The organism is Klebsiella sp. GFKo11, from assembly GCF_056490265.1.
The window spans coordinates 6,020,835-6,039,332 of record NZ_CM151369.1; the positions used below are offsets into that span (position 1 = coordinate 6,020,835).

Here is an 18,498-nt window from a genome sequence, read left to right on the forward strand (position 1 = left end):
GGGAGCGTTAGCTCCCTTTTTTCATTCAGCGCTGCGCAACGATATCTCGCCACCAATCCAGGGTTTTACTACTCCATCCTGTTCCAGCAATAAGGCTCCTTGAGCATCAATCCCGCGGGAAATACCAAAGATTTCTTTATCACCAATAATAAGTTTAACCGGACGATTAATAAAGTTATCTAACTTTTCCCAGCGTTTTAGATACGGTGCCAAACCTTCCTGTTCAAAAAGCTGCAGACTAGCCCGCAATTCTTTAATCAACCGCGCGGCCAGAGTATTCCTATCGATAGAGATTCCTGCTTCCTGTAAGCTGATCCAGCCTTGATTAACAACATCAGACTCAACACGACGCATCATAAGATTGATACCTGCCCCGCTGACTATCTGTGCAGCGTCACCGGTTTTACCCGTCAGTTCCACCAGGATCCCTGACAGTTTCCGATCCTGCAAATAGAGATCATTCGGCCATTTCACCCGTACTTTATCGGCCCCCAGGCTTTGAAGTACCTCGGCAATCACAATCCCGATGACCAAACTCAAACCAATGGCAGCAGCGGGCCCCTGCTCAAGACGCCAGTACATTGAAAGGTAGAGGTTAGAACCAAACGGCGAGAACCACTTACGCCCCCTACGACCGCGACCAGCCTGTTGATATTCCGCTACGCAAGCATCACCAGACTGCAGTTCACTAAGCCTATCCAGTAAATACTGATTCGTAGAGTCAATAACCGGTAGCACGGTTACCCGCCCATGTTCAATCTGCTTCGAAATCTGTTCTTCGTCTAATAGCTGTATAGGTTCCGGCAAGCTGTAGCCTTTACCTGGGACGGTAAATACATCAACTCCCCAGTCACGCAAGGTTTGAATATGTTTATTGATTGCCGCCCGGCTCATTCCTAAGCGCTCGCCAAGTTGCTCGCCTGAGTGAAACTCAGCGTCGGCCAGTATCGATACCAACGTCAGAGGAACGGTATAATCTTTCATACAATAATCCCCTCCGCATCGACTTCACCTGTTTTGCTAATAAAACGCACTTCCGGTTGTAGCCAGATATTGAACTTATCCCCAACCTGCTGGCGAACATAGTGGGCTAATTTAACCACATCTTCACTGGTTGCCCGATCGTAATTAATCAATACTAATGCCTGTTGGTTGTGTACCGCTGCACCGCCAATTACCTTGCCTTTAAGCTGACATTGATCGATGAGCCATCCTGCTGCCAGCTTTATGCTGCCATCAGGCTGCGGGTAGTGAGGAATACCTGGATATTGCTCCAGCAAACCTTGCGCATTTTCAGCACTAATCACCGGATTCTTAAAGAAACTGCCCGCATTACCCGTCACTTTTGGATCAGGAAGCTTAGTCATTCGCATGTGACAAACGGAATCAAAAACCTGATGCGGCGTAACATTTTCAGGATCAAGGCGGGTTAAATCACCGTAAGTTAAGACCGGTCGCCATACTTTTGCCAAAGTTAGGCCTACGGCCACAATAGCGTAGAGGTCCTTATACTCATGCTTGAAAATACTGTCGCGATAGCCAAAGCGGCACTCAGCGGCGGAAAAGCGCCGCTTCTGACCAGTGGCTAACTCAACGCAATCGACATACTGACAAACGCTCTGTAATTCAATTCCATAGGCACCAATGTTTTGAATCGGGGAAGATCCGGCACAGCCAGGGATTAATGCAAGATTTTCTAAACCAGGCATTTTATTATTCAACGCGAATTGCACCAACCGATGCCAGTTCTCCCCCGCCCCAACATGCAAATGCCAGGCATCAGGTGTTTCACTAACCTCTATGCCCATGATACGGTTGATAATTACCGTACCAGAATAATCCTCCAGGAAGAGAATATTGCTTCCTTCTCCCAGGATCAAAACAGGTTGTTTTGCTGTAACAGCCTTTTGCCAGACAGCAACCAGCTGTTGTTCGTTTTCGACGCGTACAAGCTCTCTGGCCGAGCAGTCTATGCCAAAGGTATTCCAGGGTTTGAGGGAGTGGTTCATAGTGGTTTCCTGATGCAAAATCAGCATTAGTTTACCGTATATAGCAGGGGAAGGCTTGCCTGATTGTCAGTAGTACGTTAGCGATAACTCTCTACTATGGCCGACCAGGCAATTCTGACAAGCATAAAATTTTTGGTATACAAAAACGCAAAAAGCCCATCCGTCAGGATGGGCTCTTCACTTAATTGATGCCTGGCAGTTCCCTACTCTCACATGGGGAGACCCCACACTACCATCGGCGCTACGGCGTTTCACTTCTGAGTTCGGCATGGGGTCAGGTGGGACCACCGCGCTGTCGCCGCCAGGCAAATTCTGTTTAATCTGTATCAAGCTGAATCTCTCTCAAATCCGCCAAAACATCTTCGGCGTTGTAAGGTTAAGCCTCACGGTTCATTAGTACCGGTTAGCTCAACGTATCGCTACGCTTACACACCCGGCCTATCAACGTCGTCGTCTTCAACGTTCCTTCAGGACTCTCAAGGAGTCAGGGAGAACTCATCTCGGGGCAAGTTTCGTGCTTAGATGCTTTCAGCACTTATCTCTTCCGCATTTAGCTACCGGGCAATGCCATTGGCATGACAACCCGAACACCAGTGATGCGTCCACTCCGGTCCTCTCGTACTAGGAGCAGCCCCCCTCAATTCTCCAGCGCCCACGGCAGATAGGGACCGAACTGTCTCACGACGTTCTAAACCCAGCTCGCGTACCACTTTAAATGGCGAACAGCCATACCCTTGGGACCTACTTCAGCCCCAGGATGTGATGAGCCGACATCGAGGTGCCAAACACCGCCGTCGATATGAACTCTTGGGCGGTATCAGCCTGTTATCCCCGGAGTACCTTTTATCCGTTGAGCGATGGCCCTTCCATTCAGAACCACCGGATCACTATGACCTGCTTTCGCACCTGCTCGCGCCGTCACGCTCGCAGTCAAGCTAGCTTATGCCATTGCACTAACCTCCTGATGTCCGACCAGGATTAGCTAACCTTCGTGCTCCTCCGTTACTCTTTAGGAGGAGACCGCCCCAGTCAAACTACCCACCAGACACTGTCCGCAACCCGGATTACGGGTCCACGTTAGAACACCAGCCATTAAAGGGTGGTATTTCAAGGATGGCTCCATGCAGACTGGCGTCCACACTTCAAAGCCTCCCACCTATCCTACACATCAAGGACCAGTGTTCAGTGTCAAGCTATAGTAAAGGTTCACGGGGTCTTTCCGTCTTGCCGCGGGTACACTGCATCTTCACAGCGAGTTCAATTTCACTGAGTCTCGGGTGGAGACAGCCTGGCCATCATTACGCCATTCGTGCAGGTCGGAACTTACCCGACAAGGAATTTCGCTACCTTAGGACCGTTATAGTTACGGCCGCCGTTTACCGGGGCTTCGATCAAGAGCTTCTCCTTACGGATAACCCCATCAATTAACCTTCCGGCACCGGGCAGGCGTCACACCGTATACGTCCACTTTCGTGTTTGCACAGTGCTGTGTTTTTAATAAACAGTTGCAGCCAGCTGGTATCTTCGACTGATTTCAGCTCCGTGAGCAAGTCACTTCACCTACCATCAGCGTGCCTTCTCCCGAAGTTACGGCACCATTTTGCCTAGTTCCTTCACCCGAGTTCTCTCAAGCGCCTTGGTATTCTCTACCTGACCACCTGTGTCGGTTTGGGGTACGATTTGATGTTACCTGATGCTTAGAGGCTTTTCCTGGAAGCAGGGCATTTGTTACTTCAGCACCGTAGTGCCTCGTCATCACACCTCAGCGTTGAATGACGTTCCGGATTTACCTGGAACATCCGCCTACATGCTTAAACCGGGACAACCGTCGCCCGGCTAACATAGCCTTCTCCGTCCCCCCTTCGCAGTAACACCGAGTACAGGAATATTAACCTGTTTCCCATCGACTACGCCTTTCGGCCTCGCCTTAGGGGTCGACTCACCCTGCCCCGATTAACGTTGGACAGGAACCCTTGGTCTTCCGGCGAGCGGGCTTTTCACCCGCTTTATCGTTACTTATGTCAGCATTCGCACTTCTGATACCTCCAGCAACCCTCACAGGCCACCTTCAACGGCTTACAGAACGCTCCCCTACCCAACAACGCATAAGCGTCGCTGCCGCAGCTTCGGTGCATGGTTTAGCCCCGTTACATCTTCCGCGCAGGCCGACTCGACCAGTGAGCTATTACGCTTTCTTTAAATGATGGCTGCTTCTAAGCCAACATCCTGGCTGTCTGTGCCTTCCCACATCGTTTCCCACTTAACCATGACTTTGGGACCTTAGCTGGCGGTCTGGGTTGTTTCCCTCTTCACGACGGACGTTAGCACCCGCCGTGTGTCTCCCGTGATAACATTCTTCGGTATTCGTAGTTTGCATCGGGTTGGTAAGTCGGGATGACCCCCTAGCCGAAACAGTGCTCTACCCCCGAAGATGAGTTCACGAGGCGCTACCTAAATAGCTTTCGGGGAGAACCAGCTATCTCCCGGTTTGATTGGCCTTTCACCCCCAGCCACAAGTCATCCGCTAATTTTTCAACATTAGTCGGTTCGGTCCTCCAGTTAGTGTTACCCAACCTTCAACCTGCCCATGGCTAGATCACCGGGTTTCGGGTCTATACCCTGCAACTTAACGCCCAGTTAAGACTCGGTTTCCCTGCGGCTCCCCTATACGGTTAACCTTGCTACAGAATATAAGTCGCTGACCCATTATACAAAAGGTACGCAGTCACCCAACAAGTGGGCTCCTACTGCTTGTACGTACACGGTTTCAGGTTCTGTTTCACTCCCCTCGCCGGGGTTCTTTTCGCCTTTCCCTCACGGTACTGGTTCACTATCGGTCAGTCAGGAGTATTTAGCCTTGGAGGATGGTCCCCCCATATTCAGACAGGATACCACGTGTCCCGCCCTACTCTTCGAGTTCACAGCCTGTGCGTTTTTGTGTACGGGAGTATCACCCTGTACCCTGCGACTTTCCAGACGCTTCCACTAACACACAAACTGATTCAGACTCTGGGCTCCTCCCCGTTCGCTCGCCGCTACTGGGGGAATCTCGGTTGATTTCTTTTCCTCGGGGTACTTAGATGTTTCAGTTCCCCCGGTTCGCTTCGTTAAGCTATGTATTCACTTAACGATAGTGTGTCGAAACACACTGGGTTTCCCCATTCGGAAATCGTCGGCTATAACGGTTCATATCACCTTACCGACGCTTATCGCAGATTAGCACGTCCTTCATCGCCTCTGACTGCCAGGGCATCCACCGTGTACGCTTAGTCGCTTAACCTCACAACCCGAAGATGTTTCGTAAAACACTTCATGATTGCAAAAATTTGAGAGACTCAAACACACCGTCATGCTGTTCTTATTACGGAGAACAGACGCAGCGTGTCGTTTCAATTTTCAGCTTGATCCAGATTTTTAAAGAGCAAATATCTCAAACATAACTCACTGAGTTAGTTTTGAGATATCGGTGGGTTGTGTCTTTCACTCACAGCCAGCAAGTGGCGTCCCCTAGGGGATTCGAACCCCTGTTGCCGCCGTGAAAGGGCGGAGTCCTAACCGCTAGACGAAGGGGACACGAGGTGTCGCGACTTCGCAGCCGTCTTGCTTCTTTACATTCATCAGACAATCTGTGTGGACACTACAAAGGCAGGTTCTTTAAGGTAAGGAGGTGATCCAACCGCAGGTTCCCCTACGGTTACCTTGTTACGACTTCACCCCAGTCATGAATCACAAAGTGGTAAGCGCCCTCCCGAAGGTTAAGCTACCTACTTCTTTTGCAACCCACTCCCATGGTGTGACGGGCGGTGTGTACAAGGCCCGGGAACGTATTCACCGTGGCATTCTGATCCACGATTACTAGCGATTCCGACTTCACGGAGTCGAGTTGCAGACTCCGATCCGGACTACGACATACTTTATGAGGTCCGCTTGCTCTCGCGAGGTCGCTTCTCTTTGTATATGCCATTGTAGCACGTGTGTAGCCCTACTCGTAAGGGCCATGATGACTTGACGTCATCCCCACCTTCCTCCAGTTTATCACTGGCAGTCTCCTTTGAGTTCCCGACCGAATCGCTGGCAACAAAGGATAAGGGTTGCGCTCGTTGCGGGACTTAACCCAACATTTCACAACACGAGCTGACGACAGCCATGCAGCACCTGTCTCAGAGTTCCCGAAGGCACCAAAGCATCTCTGCTAAGTTCTCTGGATGTCAAGAGTAGGTAAGGTTCTTCGCGTTGCATCGAATTAAACCACATGCTCCACCGCTTGTGCGGGCCCCCGTCAATTCATTTGAGTTTTAACCTTGCGGCCGTACTCCCCAGGCGGTCGACTTAACGCGTTAGCTCCGGAAGCCACTCCTCAAGGGAACAACCTCCAAGTCGACATCGTTTACAGCGTGGACTACCAGGGTATCTAATCCTGTTTGCTCCCCACGCTTTCGCACCTGAGCGTCAGTCTTTGTCCAGGGGGCCGCCTTCGCCACCGGTATTCCTCCAGATCTCTACGCATTTCACCGCTACACCTGGAATTCTACCCCCCTCTACAAGACTCTAGCCTGCCAGTTTCGAATGCAGTTCCCAGGTTGAGCCCGGGGATTTCACATCCGACTTGACAAACCGCCTGCGTGCGCTTTACGCCCAGTAATTCCGATTAACGCTTGCACCCTCCGTATTACCGCGGCTGCTGGCACGGAGTTAGCCGGTGCTTCTTCTGCGAGTAACGTCAATCACTAAGGTTATTAACCTCAATGCCTTCCTCCTCGCTGAAAGTACTTTACAACCCGAAGGCCTTCTTCATACACGCGGCATGGCTGCATCAGGCTTGCGCCCATTGTGCAATATTCCCCACTGCTGCCTCCCGTAGGAGTCTGGACCGTGTCTCAGTTCCAGTGTGGCTGGTCATCCTCTCAGACCAGCTAGGGATCGTCGCCTAGGTGAGCCATTACCCCACCTACTAGCTAATCCCATCTGGGCACATCTGATGGCAAGAGGCCCGAAGGTCCCCCTCTTTGGTCTTGCGACGTTATGCGGTATTAGCTACCGTTTCCAGTAGTTATCCCCCTCCATCAGGCAGTTTCCCAGACATTACTCACCCGTCCGCCGCTCGTCACCCAGGGAGCAAGCTCCCCTGTGCTACCGCTCGACTTGCATGTGTTAGGCCTGCCGCCAGCGTTCAATCTGAGCCATGATCAAACTCTTCAATTTAAGTTTGATGCTCGTGAATTAAACTTCGTAATGAATTACGTATGTTCACTCAGAGACTTTGGTATTCATTTAGCGTCTTGCGACGTTTAGAATCCATGTCACTTTGAGTGCCCACACAGATTGTCTGATAAATTGTTAAAGAGCAGTGCAACGCGGCTTTCGCTCACCGTTGCGAGGTCCCGTATAATACGTTTTCCTCATTCAGAGTCAAGCGTTTAATTTCGCTTTTCTCTGCCGGCGTTCATCGCTGAACCCCGCTAACCCGGCGGCCTGTAAGCCGTTGTTCCGTGTCAGTGGTGGCGCATTATAGGGAGTTATTCCGATGTGACAAGAGGAAATTTCAAATTTTCTTTTGTTCGCTCAACTTTCCATCATCAAGGTGTTTTAACACCCTATTTGCTGGTCATTTGTGCGATTTCCCGGGCAAAAAGCGTGACCTGCTGCCAGTCGGTATAGACAACCTCTTTAGTGATATCCGTTTCGCCTCCGGTCATCTTCATAATAAGACGAATCATAAAGCGGTCATACCAACGATAACGTGGGTAACGGAGTGCCCCAGCAAATACGGCACTACGTTGAGGTTGCCACGGAGAGTTGAGCAGAAACTTACGCGTGTAGCTGTTCGTCTGCGGCGTTCGCTTCTCTGGCTTACGCGCCACGAGATTGACCGAGAAAAAAGCACCCGGCAGCGCCTGCAGCGCCTGAAGGTGTTTTTTCACGAACCGCTCCAGCGCCGGATGAAAATGGCCATAACGGATTGATGCACCAATCACTACGCGATCGTATAAAGGCCAATCGATCTCATTGGTGCGATTAAGGTCAATCGTATCCGTATCAATTCCTTGCTCTTTTAATTCAGATGCCAGAAAGGAGGCGATTTCACGCGTTTGTCCGTCGCGGGTAGAGAATAGAATCAAAGTTTTCACAGGCACTCCTGTTATTCGCGCCAGAAAGTCGGAGTAAATAGCACCAGCAAGGTGAACACTTCCAGACGACCAAACAGCATGTTAGCAATCAATATCCATTTCGCGACCGGGTTCATCGTCGCAAAGTTATCCGCCACAACGCCCAGCCCAGGACCAAGGTTGTTTAACGTCGCGACAACTGAAGCAAAAGCAGAGAAGTCATCCACGCCGGTAGCGATGATCGCCAGCATACTGATGATGAATACCAACGCATAAGCGGAGAAAAATCCCCAGACGGCTTCCAGAATACGTTCCGGCAGCGCTCGGTTACCCAACTTAATACTGTATACCGCATTAGGGTGTACCAGACGTTTAAGCTCACGGTTACCCTGTTTAAAGAGCAGCAGAATACGAATAACTTTCAAGCCGCCGCCCGTCGAACCGGCGCAACCGCCGATAAAAGCCGAGCATAGCAGCAACACCGGCAAGAATAACGGCCAACGCGCAATGCTGTCGGTAGTGAAACCTGCAGTCGTCGCCATCGACACCACCTGGAAGAAGGCCTGGTTCAGCGTGGTAACCGCCGAGGCATAGACATCATGTAGCCACAGCACCAGGGTACAGATCACTACCAGCGTCAACTGCACCCCGATAAACATGCGGAATTCCGGATCGCGCCAGTAAACCTTCAGGTTGCGGCCACTAAGTAAAGAGAAGTGCAGACCATAGTTACAGCCGGAGATCAGCAGAAAGACTGCAATAATGGTGTTGATCGTCGGGCTGTCAAAATAGCCGACGCTGGCATCATGGGTAGAGAACCCCCCAATCGCGATAGTAGCGAAGCTATGTCCAATAGCGTCAAATGCCGGCATTCCGGCAAACCACAGCGCCAGCGCGCAGGCCACAGTCAGCAAGACATAGATAAGCCACAACGTTTTCGCCGTTTCCGCAATTCGCGGGCGCATCTTGTTGTCCTTCAACGGTCCCGGCATCTCCGCCCGATATAGCTGCATACCGCCGACGCCAAGGATTGGCAGTATCGCTACCGCCAGCACGATGATCCCCATACCGCCAAACCATTGCAGCATCTGACGATAAAAAAGGATGGCATGGGGTAACGAATCGAGCCCCACCAGCGTAGTCGCCCCGGTTGTTGTCAGGCCCGAGAAGGATTCAAAAAACGCATCCGTTACCGTCAGGTTCGGCTGTTCAGCGAAAATAAATGGCAGCGCACCCACGCTGCCCAATACGGTCCAGAAGAGGACGACTATCAGAAATCCTTCGCGGGATTTCAGTTCGCCCTTTTCACGACGGTTAGGCCACCACAGAAGTGAGCCGATCGCCAGCGCGACAAAAAAGGTCTGGGTAAACGCCCGCCCCGCACCATCGCGGTATATTAAGGCTACTAATCCCGGGAGGATCATAGTTCCCGAAAATAGAATGACCAGCAGTCCAACGATTCGGGTTATCGCGCGAAAATGCATCTCTGGCGCTTCCTTTGGTATGCAAAAAAATCAGGTGGGGATTATTCGTCAATCTTCAGTAATTGCAACGAACCACGACTAAAATCAGCCAGCCTTGCTGAAAATAGCGCCACTTCAGCTTGAGGAAGCGCCACGCGCAGCTGAACAGAGGCTTGATATTCGCTTTCGACAATTTTCCCTGAGAACTGAGCTAACAGCGTTTCAATCCCGGCCAACTGCCCATATTCACACTGCAAAGTATATGCGGTCAGCGGCGTCTTGCGCTGCGTTGTTAGCTGAGCAAGCGCCTGATGGACACCGCCGCCGTAAGCTTTCACCAGGCCGCCGGTGCCCAGCAGAATACCACCGTAGTAACGCACGACAACAGCGGTTATCTCCCCAACGCCGCTGCCCATAAGCTGGGCCAGCATCGGTTTCCCCGCCGTGCCAGCCGGTTCGCCATCATCAGAAAAGCCCAACTGTTGTGAGTCGTTCGGCGGCCCGGCTACCCATGCCACGCAATGGTGGCGGGCGTCCGGGTGCTCAGCTCTGACGGATTCAACAAACGCCTTTGCCGCCGCTACGCCGTTGGTATGCGCCAACAGCGTAATAAAGCGGCTTTTTTTGATCTCTTCAACAAAGGTCACCGGCGCAGCCGGTATCAACCAACTTTCCATTACGCCAGTTTCAGGTCACGCGTCATATTTTCGACATTATTCTCGTGGATAACCACGTTGTCTTCGATACGAATCCCGCCAAACGGCTTCAATGCGTCGATTTTCTGCCAGTTGAAGTGCTTGCTGAACTGCCCTTCGCGCCACGGGGCCAGCAGAGATTCGATAAAGTAGATGCCCGGCTCAATGGTCAGTACCATTCTTGGTTGCAGCACGCGCGTGCAGCGCAGGTAGGGATATTTTGACGGCGCCGCCAAATGGGTGCCAGTATCATCCTGCATAAAGCCCGCAACGTCATGAACCTGCAAGCCCAGCGGATGGCCAATGCCGTGTGGCATAAACGGCCCGGTCAGGTCGTTCTCCACCATCGCCTCTTCGCTCATATCTTTGACTATCTGATGCTTACGCAGCAGTTTGGCAATACGCTGATGGAACTGAATATGATAATCCACATAGCTGGTGCCCGCCTTCATGGTACTAATCAGCGCCAGCTGTTCGTCATTGACGTCTTTAACCAGTTGAGCATAGTCATTATCACTATGCGCCGCCCAGGTGCGCGTCAGATCGGCCGCGTAACCATTATATTCCGCACCAGCATCCAGCAGAAAACTACGCGCTTCAGCCGGCGCGCGATGATCCAGTTTGGTGTAGTGCAGCACGGAGGCATGTTCGTTCAACGCCACGATATTGCTGTATGGCACGTCGGTGTCACGATGGCCGGTCGCCGTCAGATAGGCAAGGTTAATATCAAACTCGCTCATCCCTGAAAGGAATGCTTCATGCGCTGCACGATGGCCATTAACCGCCGATTTCTGTGCTTCACGCATACAAGCCAGCTCATAATCGGTTTTATAGGAGCGATAGTAGTGCAGATAATCGATAACGCCTTTCGGGTTGATCTTATCCGCCGCAATCTCCAGACCCAGCGCACGTTCCGGAACCGGACCGATATAGCCAATATTGCCGCGGGCTGCGGGCAGTTGGCTGCCAATACCGTCAGCTTTCGGCAGGGCAATCACTTCCACCTCTTCGGTCCAGAATGAGGTCGGCAGCGGTTCTACGTTGTGCCAGTAATCAACCGGCAGATAGAACCACAGTTTCGGTTTGTTGACGCCGTCCACCAGCAGCCAGCAGTTAGGGACTTGCGTTACCGGTACCCAGGCTTTGAACTGTGGGTTGACCTTGAACGGATACGGATGATCGTCAAGAAAGACATTAACCAATTCACCAGAGTGAATCAGCAGCGCATCCAGCTTAAAACGGGCCAGAACATCGCGAGTACGTTCTTGTAGGGTAACGATATGATTTTTATAGAGACCGGCCAGTGATTCCATCTTTTATCCTTTGATTTTATTGGATCGTGATTCTTCGCATCTTAGCACATTGGCCTCAGGCGGGGTGATTTCTACCGGGTGTGATCCGACCAGCATTTATTTAAAGATTTATTTGCAATTTATTAACATAAATTCCACACTCCATCTCATCTGGTACGACCAGATCATATTGCTGGATTCAGGAGACTGACATGCTCTACAAAGGCGACACCCTGTACCTCGACTGGCGGGAAGACGGCATTGCCGAATTGGTGTTCGATGCCCCCGGTTCGGTCAATAAGCTCGATACCGCAACCGTAGCCAGCCTCGGCCAGGCGCTGGATGTGCTCGAAAAACAAAAAGATCTTAAAGGGTTGCTGCTCCGCTCTGAGAAAGCAGCCTTTATCTTCGGCGCGGATATCACCGAATTCCTTTCACTGTTCCTGGTTCCTCAAGAACAGCTCAGCCAGTGGCTGCATTTTGCCAATAGTGTCTTCAATCGTCTGGAGGATTTGCCGGTCCCTACCATTGCCGCAGTTAACGGCTATGCGTTGGGCGGCGGCTGCGAATGCGTTCTGGCAACCGATTATCGCCTGGCGACGCCTGACCTGCGTATTGGTCTGCCGGAAACGAAGCTGGGCATTATGCCGGGCTTTGGCGGCTCGGTGCGTATGCCGCGGATGCTTGGTGCGGACAGCGCACTGGAAATTATTGCCGCCGGGAAAGATGTTGGTGCCGATCAGGCGCTGAAAATCGGTCTCGTCGACGGTGTGGTAAAGCATGAGAAGCTGATCGATGGCGCGATAGCCATTCTGCACCAGGCGATTAACGGCGATCTCGACTGGAAGGCCAAGCGTCAGCCGAAGCTGGAGCCTCTTCACCTCAGTAAAATTGAAGCCACGATGAGTTTTACCATCGCCAAAGGCATGGTCGCACAAACCGCGGGTAAACATTATCCAGCTCCTGGTACCGCAGTGAAAACCATTGAAGCTGCCGCACGCTTTGGTCGTGAAGAAGCGCTGAACCTGGAAAACCAGAGTTTTGTGCCGCTGGCGCACACCAGCGAAGCTCGCGCATTGGTCGGCATCTTCCTCAACGATCAGTACGTCAAAGCGAAAGCGAAGAAGCTCACCAAAGATACCGAAACGCCAAAACACGCTGCCGTACTGGGCGCGGGTATTATGGGCGGCGGCATCGCTTACCAGTCGGCCTGGAAAGGCGTACCGGTGGTGATGAAGGATATCAACGACAAATCGCTGACGCTCGGTATGACCGAAGCCGCCAAGCTGCTGAATAAACAGCTGGAGCGCGGCAAGATCGACGGTCTGAAGATGGCTGGCGTCATTTCAACCATTCAGCCGACGCTTGACTATGCCGGTTTTGAACGCGTGGACGTGGTGGTCGAAGCGGTCGTTGAGAATCCGAAAGTGAAAAAAGCGGTGCTGGCGGAGACTGAAGATAAAGTGCGTCCGGACACCGTGCTGGCGTCAAATACTTCCACCATTCCGATTAGCGAACTGGCCAGCGTCCTGAAGCGCCCGGAGAACTTCTGCGGCATGCACTTCTTTAACCCGGTTCACCGGATGCCGCTGGTTGAGATCATTCGCGGCGAGAAAAGCTCGGATGACACTATCGCCAAAGTGGTCGCCTGGGCAAGCAAAATGGGCAAGACGCCGATTGTGGTTAACGACTGCCCCGGCTTCTTTGTTAACCGCGTGCTGTTCCCCTATTTCGCTGGTTTCAGCCAGCTGCTGCGCGACGGCGCGGACTTCCGCAAAGTCGACAAAGTGATGGAGAAGCAGTTCGGCTGGCCGATGGGCCCGGCGTATCTGCTGGATGTGGTCGGTATTGATACCGCACATCACGCCCAGGCCGTCATGGCCGCAGGCTTCCCGCAGCGGATGCAGAAAGATTATCGCGACGCGATCGACGCCCTGTTCGAGGCTAACCGTTTCGGTCAGAAAAATGGCCTCGGCTTCTGGCGTTATAAAGAAGACAACAAGGGTAAGCCGAAGAAAGAAGAAGATGCGGTTGTGGATAGCCTACTGGCAGACGTCAGCCAGCCGAAACGCGACTTCAGCGACGAAGAAATCATCGCCCGCATGATGATCCCTATGGTTAACGAAGTGGTGCGTTGTCTGGAAGAAGGCATTATTGCCAGCCCGGCGGAAGCGGATATGGCGCTGGTTTACGGCCTCGGCTTCCCTCCATTCCACGGCGGTGCATTCCGCTGGCTGGATACGCTCGGCAGCGCAAAATATCTCGATATGGCGCAGCAATATCAGCACCTCGGCCCGCTGTATGACGTGCCGGAAGGCCTGCGCAGTAAAGCACGCCATAACGAAGCGTACTATCCCCCGGTTGAACCTGCCCGCCCGGTAGGCGACCTGAAAACGGCTTAAGGAGTCACAATGGAACAGGTTGTCATTGTCGATGCAATTCGCACCCCGATGGGCCGTTCGAAGGGCGGCGCCTTTCGCCACGTGCGCGCGGAAGACCTCTCTGCGCACCTGATGCGTAGCCTGCTTTCGCGCAACCCATCGCTTGAAGCAAGCGCGATTGACGATATTTACTGGGGCTGCGTGCAGCAGACCCTGGAGCAGGGCTTTAACATTGCCCGCAATGCCGCGCTACTGGCGGAAATCCCGCACTCGGTACCGGCCACCACGGTCAATCGCCTTTGTGGTTCTTCGATGCAGGCGCTGCATGACGCAGCGCGCATGATCATGACCGGTGACGCCAGCGTATGCCTGATTGGCGGCGTGGAACATATGGGCCACGTGCCGATGAGCCACGGCGTGGATTTCCACCCGGGCCTGAGCCGTAACGTCGCTAAAGCCGCCGGTATGATGGGGCTGACAGCAGAAATGCTGGCGCGTCTGCACGGCATCAGCCGGGAAATGCAGGACCAGTTCGCCGCCCGCTCCCACGCTCGCGCCTGGGCCGCCACGCAGTCGGGTGCGTTCAAGACGGAAATCATTGCCACCGGTGGTCACGATGCTGACGGCGTGCTGAAGTCATACAATTATGATGAAGTTATTCGTCCTGAAACGACGGTAGAGGCGTTGGCTGCGCTAAGGCCCGCGTTCGATCCGGTCACGGGTACGGTAACGGCGGGAACCTCTTCCGCACTCTCCGACGGTGCTGCCGCAATGCTGTTAATGAGTGAAAGCCGCGCTCGCGAGCTGGGCCTGAAACCGCGTGCGCGAGTGCGTTCTATGGCTGTCGTCGGCTGTGATCCATCAATCATGGGTTATGGTCCGGTTCCAGCTTCAAAGCTGGCGCTGAAAAAGGCCGGACTCTCTACCAGCGATATTGACGTTTTCGAAATGAACGAGGCTTTTGCCGCGCAGATCCTGCCGTGTATTAAAGATCTGGGGCTGATGGAGCAGATAGATGAGAAGATCAACCTCAACGGCGGCGCGATCGCTCTGGGCCATCCGCTCGGCTGTTCCGGCGCGCGCATTAGCACAACGTTAATTAATCAGATGGAGCGCAAAGACGCGCAGTTCGGCCTGGCTACCATGTGTATTGGTTTAGGCCAGGGCATCGCCACCGTCTTTGAGCGGGTTTAATCGTTGCCGTTCTTCCCGCCTGTCAGGGGCGGGTTTTTTATTTCTGCTATTCAGTTATGATCACCAGGAAGGTAACGATTATTAAGGATAATAACAACTTATGAAAACACTCCCACTCATTCTTCTGCTTGCTACATTCTCTGGTGCAGCCCTCGCCGATGAGCAAGATAACGCTCAGGCATGTCTCTCCTGGGGAATGAATAAAATGGTGCAGAATCCGGAAAGCGAACAGCTAAAGAACCTGGTCATCACCAATATCAATACCGAACGCTACGATGAGAAGATAGGTAGCCAGCATATCGCGACGCAGTTAGCCGCTACGCTGGAAAAAGAGGGAAAAACCGTCGGAAAAATGCTCTGTTTGCTGGAGAACGATCGACCACTGTACGTTTACTTTAGCGATGCCAAATAAATAAAGCATCTGGGCCAAAAGCCCGGATGCTTTTATAATAACTATCAGATAAACGCAAAAGCATCGCCAAACAGACGATCTTCACGCGCGCCGCGTTCATTACAGAACAGGTCGCGGGCAATCTTAGCCATCTCGAAGCGGCCAGCAATATAGATATCATGCTCGGCCAGCGTTCCGTAATCCTGTAAAACCGCCGTAAGTACGGTCCCGGTACGACCACGCCACTCTTCTTCAGGCTGTTCAACAACCGGCTCAACGCGTAAACCAGGGTGTCTCACGCTTAACGCTTCCAGCTCGGACAGATCATAGAGATGCTTGGCTTCGCGCCCGCCCCAGTAGATAGCGATATCACGGTTCGGATTGCGCGCCAGCGCGGTGAGCAGAATGGAACGCACATAGGAGAAGCCCGTCCCCCCGGCGATCAGAATCAGCGGACGATCCTCATCATCGCGCAGCCAGGCTTCGCCATGCGGGATATCGACCTCGATTTCACGTTCTTTCAAAATGCGATCCATCACCGCCATCGCATACAAGTTGAGTTCAGATGCGCCGATATGCAGCTCGATAAACTCGTGTTCCGACGGCGTAGAGGCCATAGAGAACGGACGCTTGTCGCGCTCGTCCATCACGACCATCAGATACTGACCAGCACGGAAGGAAAACGCCGCTTCCGGCACTAATCGAACGCGATACACAGTATCGGTAATCGCCTCCACCGAGGTCACTTTACAGCTTAAGGTTGTCATGCGTCCCCTCTATCGGGTCTATTGTGCAAAACAGCGGCGTTAGCCCCGCTTACTGTTATTTGAAGATGGCCAGTTCATCCCAGATGGCGTCAATACGTGCCGTCACCTCGGGATCTTTCTTAATGGGACGACCCCACTCGCGCTGGGTCTCACCAGGCCATTTATTTGTGGCATCCAGCCCCATTTTTGAACCCAAACCGGAAACCGGTGAGGCAAAGTCCAGGTAATCAATTGGCGTGTTTTCTACCAATACCGTATCACGCGCCGGGTCCATACGGGTAGTAATCGCCCAAATCACGTCATTCCAGTCGCGCGCGTTAACATCGTCATCGCAGACAATCACGAACTTGGTGTACATGAACTGCCGCAGGAACGACCAGACGCCCATCATCACGCGCTTAGCGTGACCAGCGTACTGTTTCTTCATGGTGACCACCGCCAGGCGATAGGAACACCCTTCCGGCGGCAGGTAAAAATCGACAATTTCAGGAAACTGCTTTTGCAGAATCGGCACGAAGACTTCGTTCAGCGCGACGCCCAATACTGCTGGTTCATCCGGCGGGCGTCCGGTGTAGGTGGAGTGATAAATCGCATCTTCCCGCTGGGTGATATGTGTGACGGTAAACACCGGGAAGCTATCCACTTCATTGTAGTAGCCAGTGTGATCGCCATACGGCCCTTCGGGAGCCAGTTCCCCGGATTCGATATAACCTTCCAGCACGATCTCCGCGCTGGCCGGCACTTCCAGGTCGTTAGAAACGCACTTCACGACTTCAGTTTTTGTTCCCCGTAGCAGGCCCGCAAACGCATACTCAGAAAGGGTATCCGGAACGGGCGTCACCGCACCGAGAATGGTCGCCGGATCGGCACCCAGCGCCACGGAGACCGGGAAACGTTCGCCAGGATGCGCTGCGCACCACTCCTGGAAATCCAACGCGCCGCCGCGATGGGACAGCCAGCGCATAATCAGCTTGTTCTTGCCAATCAGCTGCTGGCGATAGATGCCCAGATTTTGCCGCTCTTTATGCGGACCACGAGTGACCGTGAGCCCCCAGGTAATAAGCGGTGCGGCATCTTCCGGCCAGCAGGTCATGATCGGGATTCGGGTCAGGTCTACATCATCGCCCTGGATAATTTTCTGCTGACATGGCGCGCCGCGCAGGCGCTTAGTCGGCATGTTCAGTACCTGTTTGAACTGCGGCAGCTTATCGAACAGATCGCGAAAGCCTTTTGGCGGTTCCGGCTCTTTCAGGAAAGCCAGAAGTTTACCCACTTCCCGTAGCGAGCTGACGTCCTCCTGACCCATCCCCAACGCAACGCGTTTCGGCGTGCCGAACAGGTTGCACAACACGGGCATGGAGTAGCCTTTCGGGTTTTCAAACAGCAGGGCTGGGCCGCCAGCACGCAAAGTGCGATCGGCAATTTCGGTAATTTCCAGGTGAGGATCGACCGGCAGGGAGATCCGTTTCAATTCCCCCTGCTGCTCCAGTAATGTCAGAAAATCGCGTAGATCGTGGTATTTCATGGAGTTGTTATTGACCTCTATACAGGCGGCTGATTATACGGCGTTCATCAGGGCGATGCTGTATTTTTGTTAAATTAGCGTGAAAGAACGCTGAAATTTCGTTTTCATCCGCAATGATTTCGCGATCGCATCGGGCTTTTGTTATGCTTGCTACCAGTAGCTGTGGAAAGAGTCATTATGCAAGCCTGGTATTTACTTTATTGCAAACGTGGGCAACTTGAACGCGCCCAGGAACATCTCGAACGGCAGGCCGTCAATTGCCTGATGCCAACGATCGAACTGGAAAAAATTGTCCGCGGTAAACGCACGACGGTCAGCGAACCCCTGTTCCCAAACTATCTGTTTATCGAGTTTGATCCAGAAATTATTCATACCACCACCATCAACGCGACTCGCGGTGTGAACAGCTTTGTGCGTTTTGGCGCACTGCCCGCTATCGTGCCATCCGCCGTCATTCATCAGCTCTCCATCTACAAGCCGGAAGGCATTACCGATCCGGAAACGCCCCATGAAGGCGACAACGTACTAATCACTGACGGTGCCTTTGAAGGTCTACAGGCAATCTTTACCGAACCGGATGGCGAAGCCCGTTCTATGCTGCTGCTAAATCTACTTAACAAGCAGGTATTGCAGAGCGTCAAAAATACGGACTTTTATAAAATCTGACGACGCGC

At 52.8% G+C, this 18,498-nt stretch carries 12 protein-coding genes, 1 tRNA gene and 3 rRNA genes; 4 read left to right on the forward strand and 12 right to left on the reverse strand.

Annotated elements, in window-relative coordinates; genetic code table 11:
• Nucleotides 1–21: 21 nt before the first annotated feature.
• The 10 genes from birA to pepQ form a co-directional block, all read right to left on the reverse strand.
• A complete protein-coding gene (birA, locus tag AC07P6_RS28865) occupies nucleotides 22–984 on the reverse strand; it encodes a bifunctional biotin--[acetyl-CoA-carboxylase] ligase/biotin operon repressor BirA (RefSeq protein ID WP_434660739.1) in 963 nt (320 codons plus the stop codon).
• Complete coding sequence (gene murB / locus AC07P6_RS28870) at nucleotides 981–2,009, reverse strand: UDP-N-acetylmuramate dehydrogenase (RefSeq protein ID WP_478315236.1); 1,029 nt, start codon at nucleotides 2,007–2,009, stop codon at nucleotides 981–983. Before murB ends, birA begins: the two co-directional genes overlap by 4 nt.
• A gap of 190 nt (nucleotides 2,010–2,199) precedes the next feature.
• Nucleotides 2,200–2,315 (reverse strand): 5S ribosomal RNA (rrf, locus tag AC07P6_RS28875).
• Nucleotides 2,316–2,381: 66 nt separating this feature from the next.
• Nucleotides 2,382–5,289 (reverse strand): 23S ribosomal RNA (locus tag AC07P6_RS28880).
• Between the two features lie 218 nt (nucleotides 5,290–5,507).
• Nucleotides 5,508–5,582 (reverse strand) — tRNA-Glu (locus AC07P6_RS28885).
• An 87-nt stretch (nucleotides 5,583–5,669) separates the two neighbouring features.
• Nucleotides 5,670–7,211 (reverse strand): 16S ribosomal RNA (locus tag AC07P6_RS28890).
• The 16S, 23S and 5S rRNA genes sit together here with 1 tRNA gene alongside, the layout of an rRNA operon.
• A 392-nt stretch (nucleotides 7,212–7,603) precedes the next feature.
• Nucleotides 7,604–8,137 (reverse strand): menaquinone-dependent protoporphyrinogen IX dehydrogenase, encoded by a 534-nt coding sequence (gene hemG / locus AC07P6_RS28895; protein ID WP_182235590.1) that lies wholly within the window; start codon nucleotides 8,135–8,137, stop codon nucleotides 7,604–7,606.
• An 11-nt stretch (nucleotides 8,138–8,148) separates the two neighbouring features.
• Nucleotides 8,149–9,600 carry a Trk system potassium transporter TrkH gene (gene trkH / locus AC07P6_RS28900; protein ID WP_112217112.1) on the reverse strand — a complete coding sequence of 484 codons (1,452 nt, stop codon included), beginning with the start codon at nucleotides 9,598–9,600 and terminating at the stop codon, nucleotides 8,149–8,151.
• Nucleotides 9,601–9,641: 41 nt separating this feature from the next.
• On the reverse strand, nucleotides 9,642–10,256 hold the full coding sequence (locus AC07P6_RS28905) for an IMPACT family protein (RefSeq protein ID WP_478315237.1): 615 nt from the start codon (nucleotides 10,254–10,256) through the stop codon (nucleotides 9,642–9,644).
• Nucleotides 10,256–11,587: a Xaa-Pro dipeptidase gene (pepQ, locus tag AC07P6_RS28910; RefSeq protein ID WP_182235588.1), complete on the reverse strand. Its 1,332-nt coding sequence runs from the start codon at nucleotides 11,585–11,587 to the stop codon at nucleotides 10,256–10,258. Before pepQ ends, AC07P6_RS28905 begins: the two co-directional genes overlap by 1 nt.
• A 191-nt stretch (nucleotides 11,588–11,778) precedes the next feature.
• Here pepQ and fadB point away from each other — a divergent pair, with 191 nt between their 5' ends.
• The 3 genes from fadB (at nucleotide 11,779) to AC07P6_RS28925 (ending at nucleotide 15,553) form a co-directional block, all read left to right on the forward strand.
• Nucleotides 11,779–13,968, forward strand: a complete 2,190-nt coding sequence (gene fadB / locus AC07P6_RS28915; RefSeq protein ID WP_478315238.1) for a fatty acid oxidation complex subunit alpha FadB — start codon at nucleotides 11,779–11,781, stop codon at nucleotides 13,966–13,968.
• 9 nt (nucleotides 13,969–13,977) lie between these two features.
• Nucleotides 13,978–15,141: an acetyl-CoA C-acyltransferase FadA gene (fadA, locus tag AC07P6_RS28920; protein ID WP_181484091.1), complete on the forward strand. Its 1,164-nt coding sequence runs from the start codon at nucleotides 13,978–13,980 to the stop codon at nucleotides 15,139–15,141.
• Between the two features lie 100 nt (nucleotides 15,142–15,241).
• Nucleotides 15,242–15,553 carry a hypothetical protein gene (locus AC07P6_RS28925; protein ID WP_304255037.1) on the forward strand — a complete coding sequence of 104 codons (312 nt, stop codon included), beginning with the start codon at nucleotides 15,242–15,244 and terminating at the stop codon, nucleotides 15,551–15,553.
• A 44-nt stretch (nucleotides 15,554–15,597) separates the two neighbouring features.
• On the opposite strand, the gene fre is transcribed toward AC07P6_RS28925, so the two are convergent.
• Together fre and ubiD are read right to left on the reverse strand one after the other, a co-directional pair.
• Nucleotides 15,598–16,299, reverse strand: coding sequence for an NAD(P)H-flavin reductase (gene fre / locus AC07P6_RS28930; RefSeq protein WP_181484096.1), 702 nt, complete (start codon nucleotides 16,297–16,299; stop codon nucleotides 15,598–15,600).
• 55 nt (nucleotides 16,300–16,354) lie between these two features.
• Nucleotides 16,355–17,824, reverse strand: a complete 1,470-nt coding sequence (gene ubiD, locus AC07P6_RS28935; protein WP_434660748.1) for a 4-hydroxy-3-polyprenylbenzoate decarboxylase — start codon at nucleotides 17,822–17,824, stop codon at nucleotides 16,355–16,357.
• 177 nt (nucleotides 17,825–18,001) lie between these two features.
• Here ubiD and rfaH point away from each other — a divergent pair, with 177 nt between their 5' ends.
• Entirely contained in the window at nucleotides 18,002–18,490 is a 489-nt protein-coding gene (gene rfaH, locus AC07P6_RS28940) for a transcription/translation regulatory transformer protein RfaH (RefSeq protein ID WP_110277484.1), read from the forward strand.
• Nucleotides 18,491–18,498: the final 8 nt, after the last annotated feature.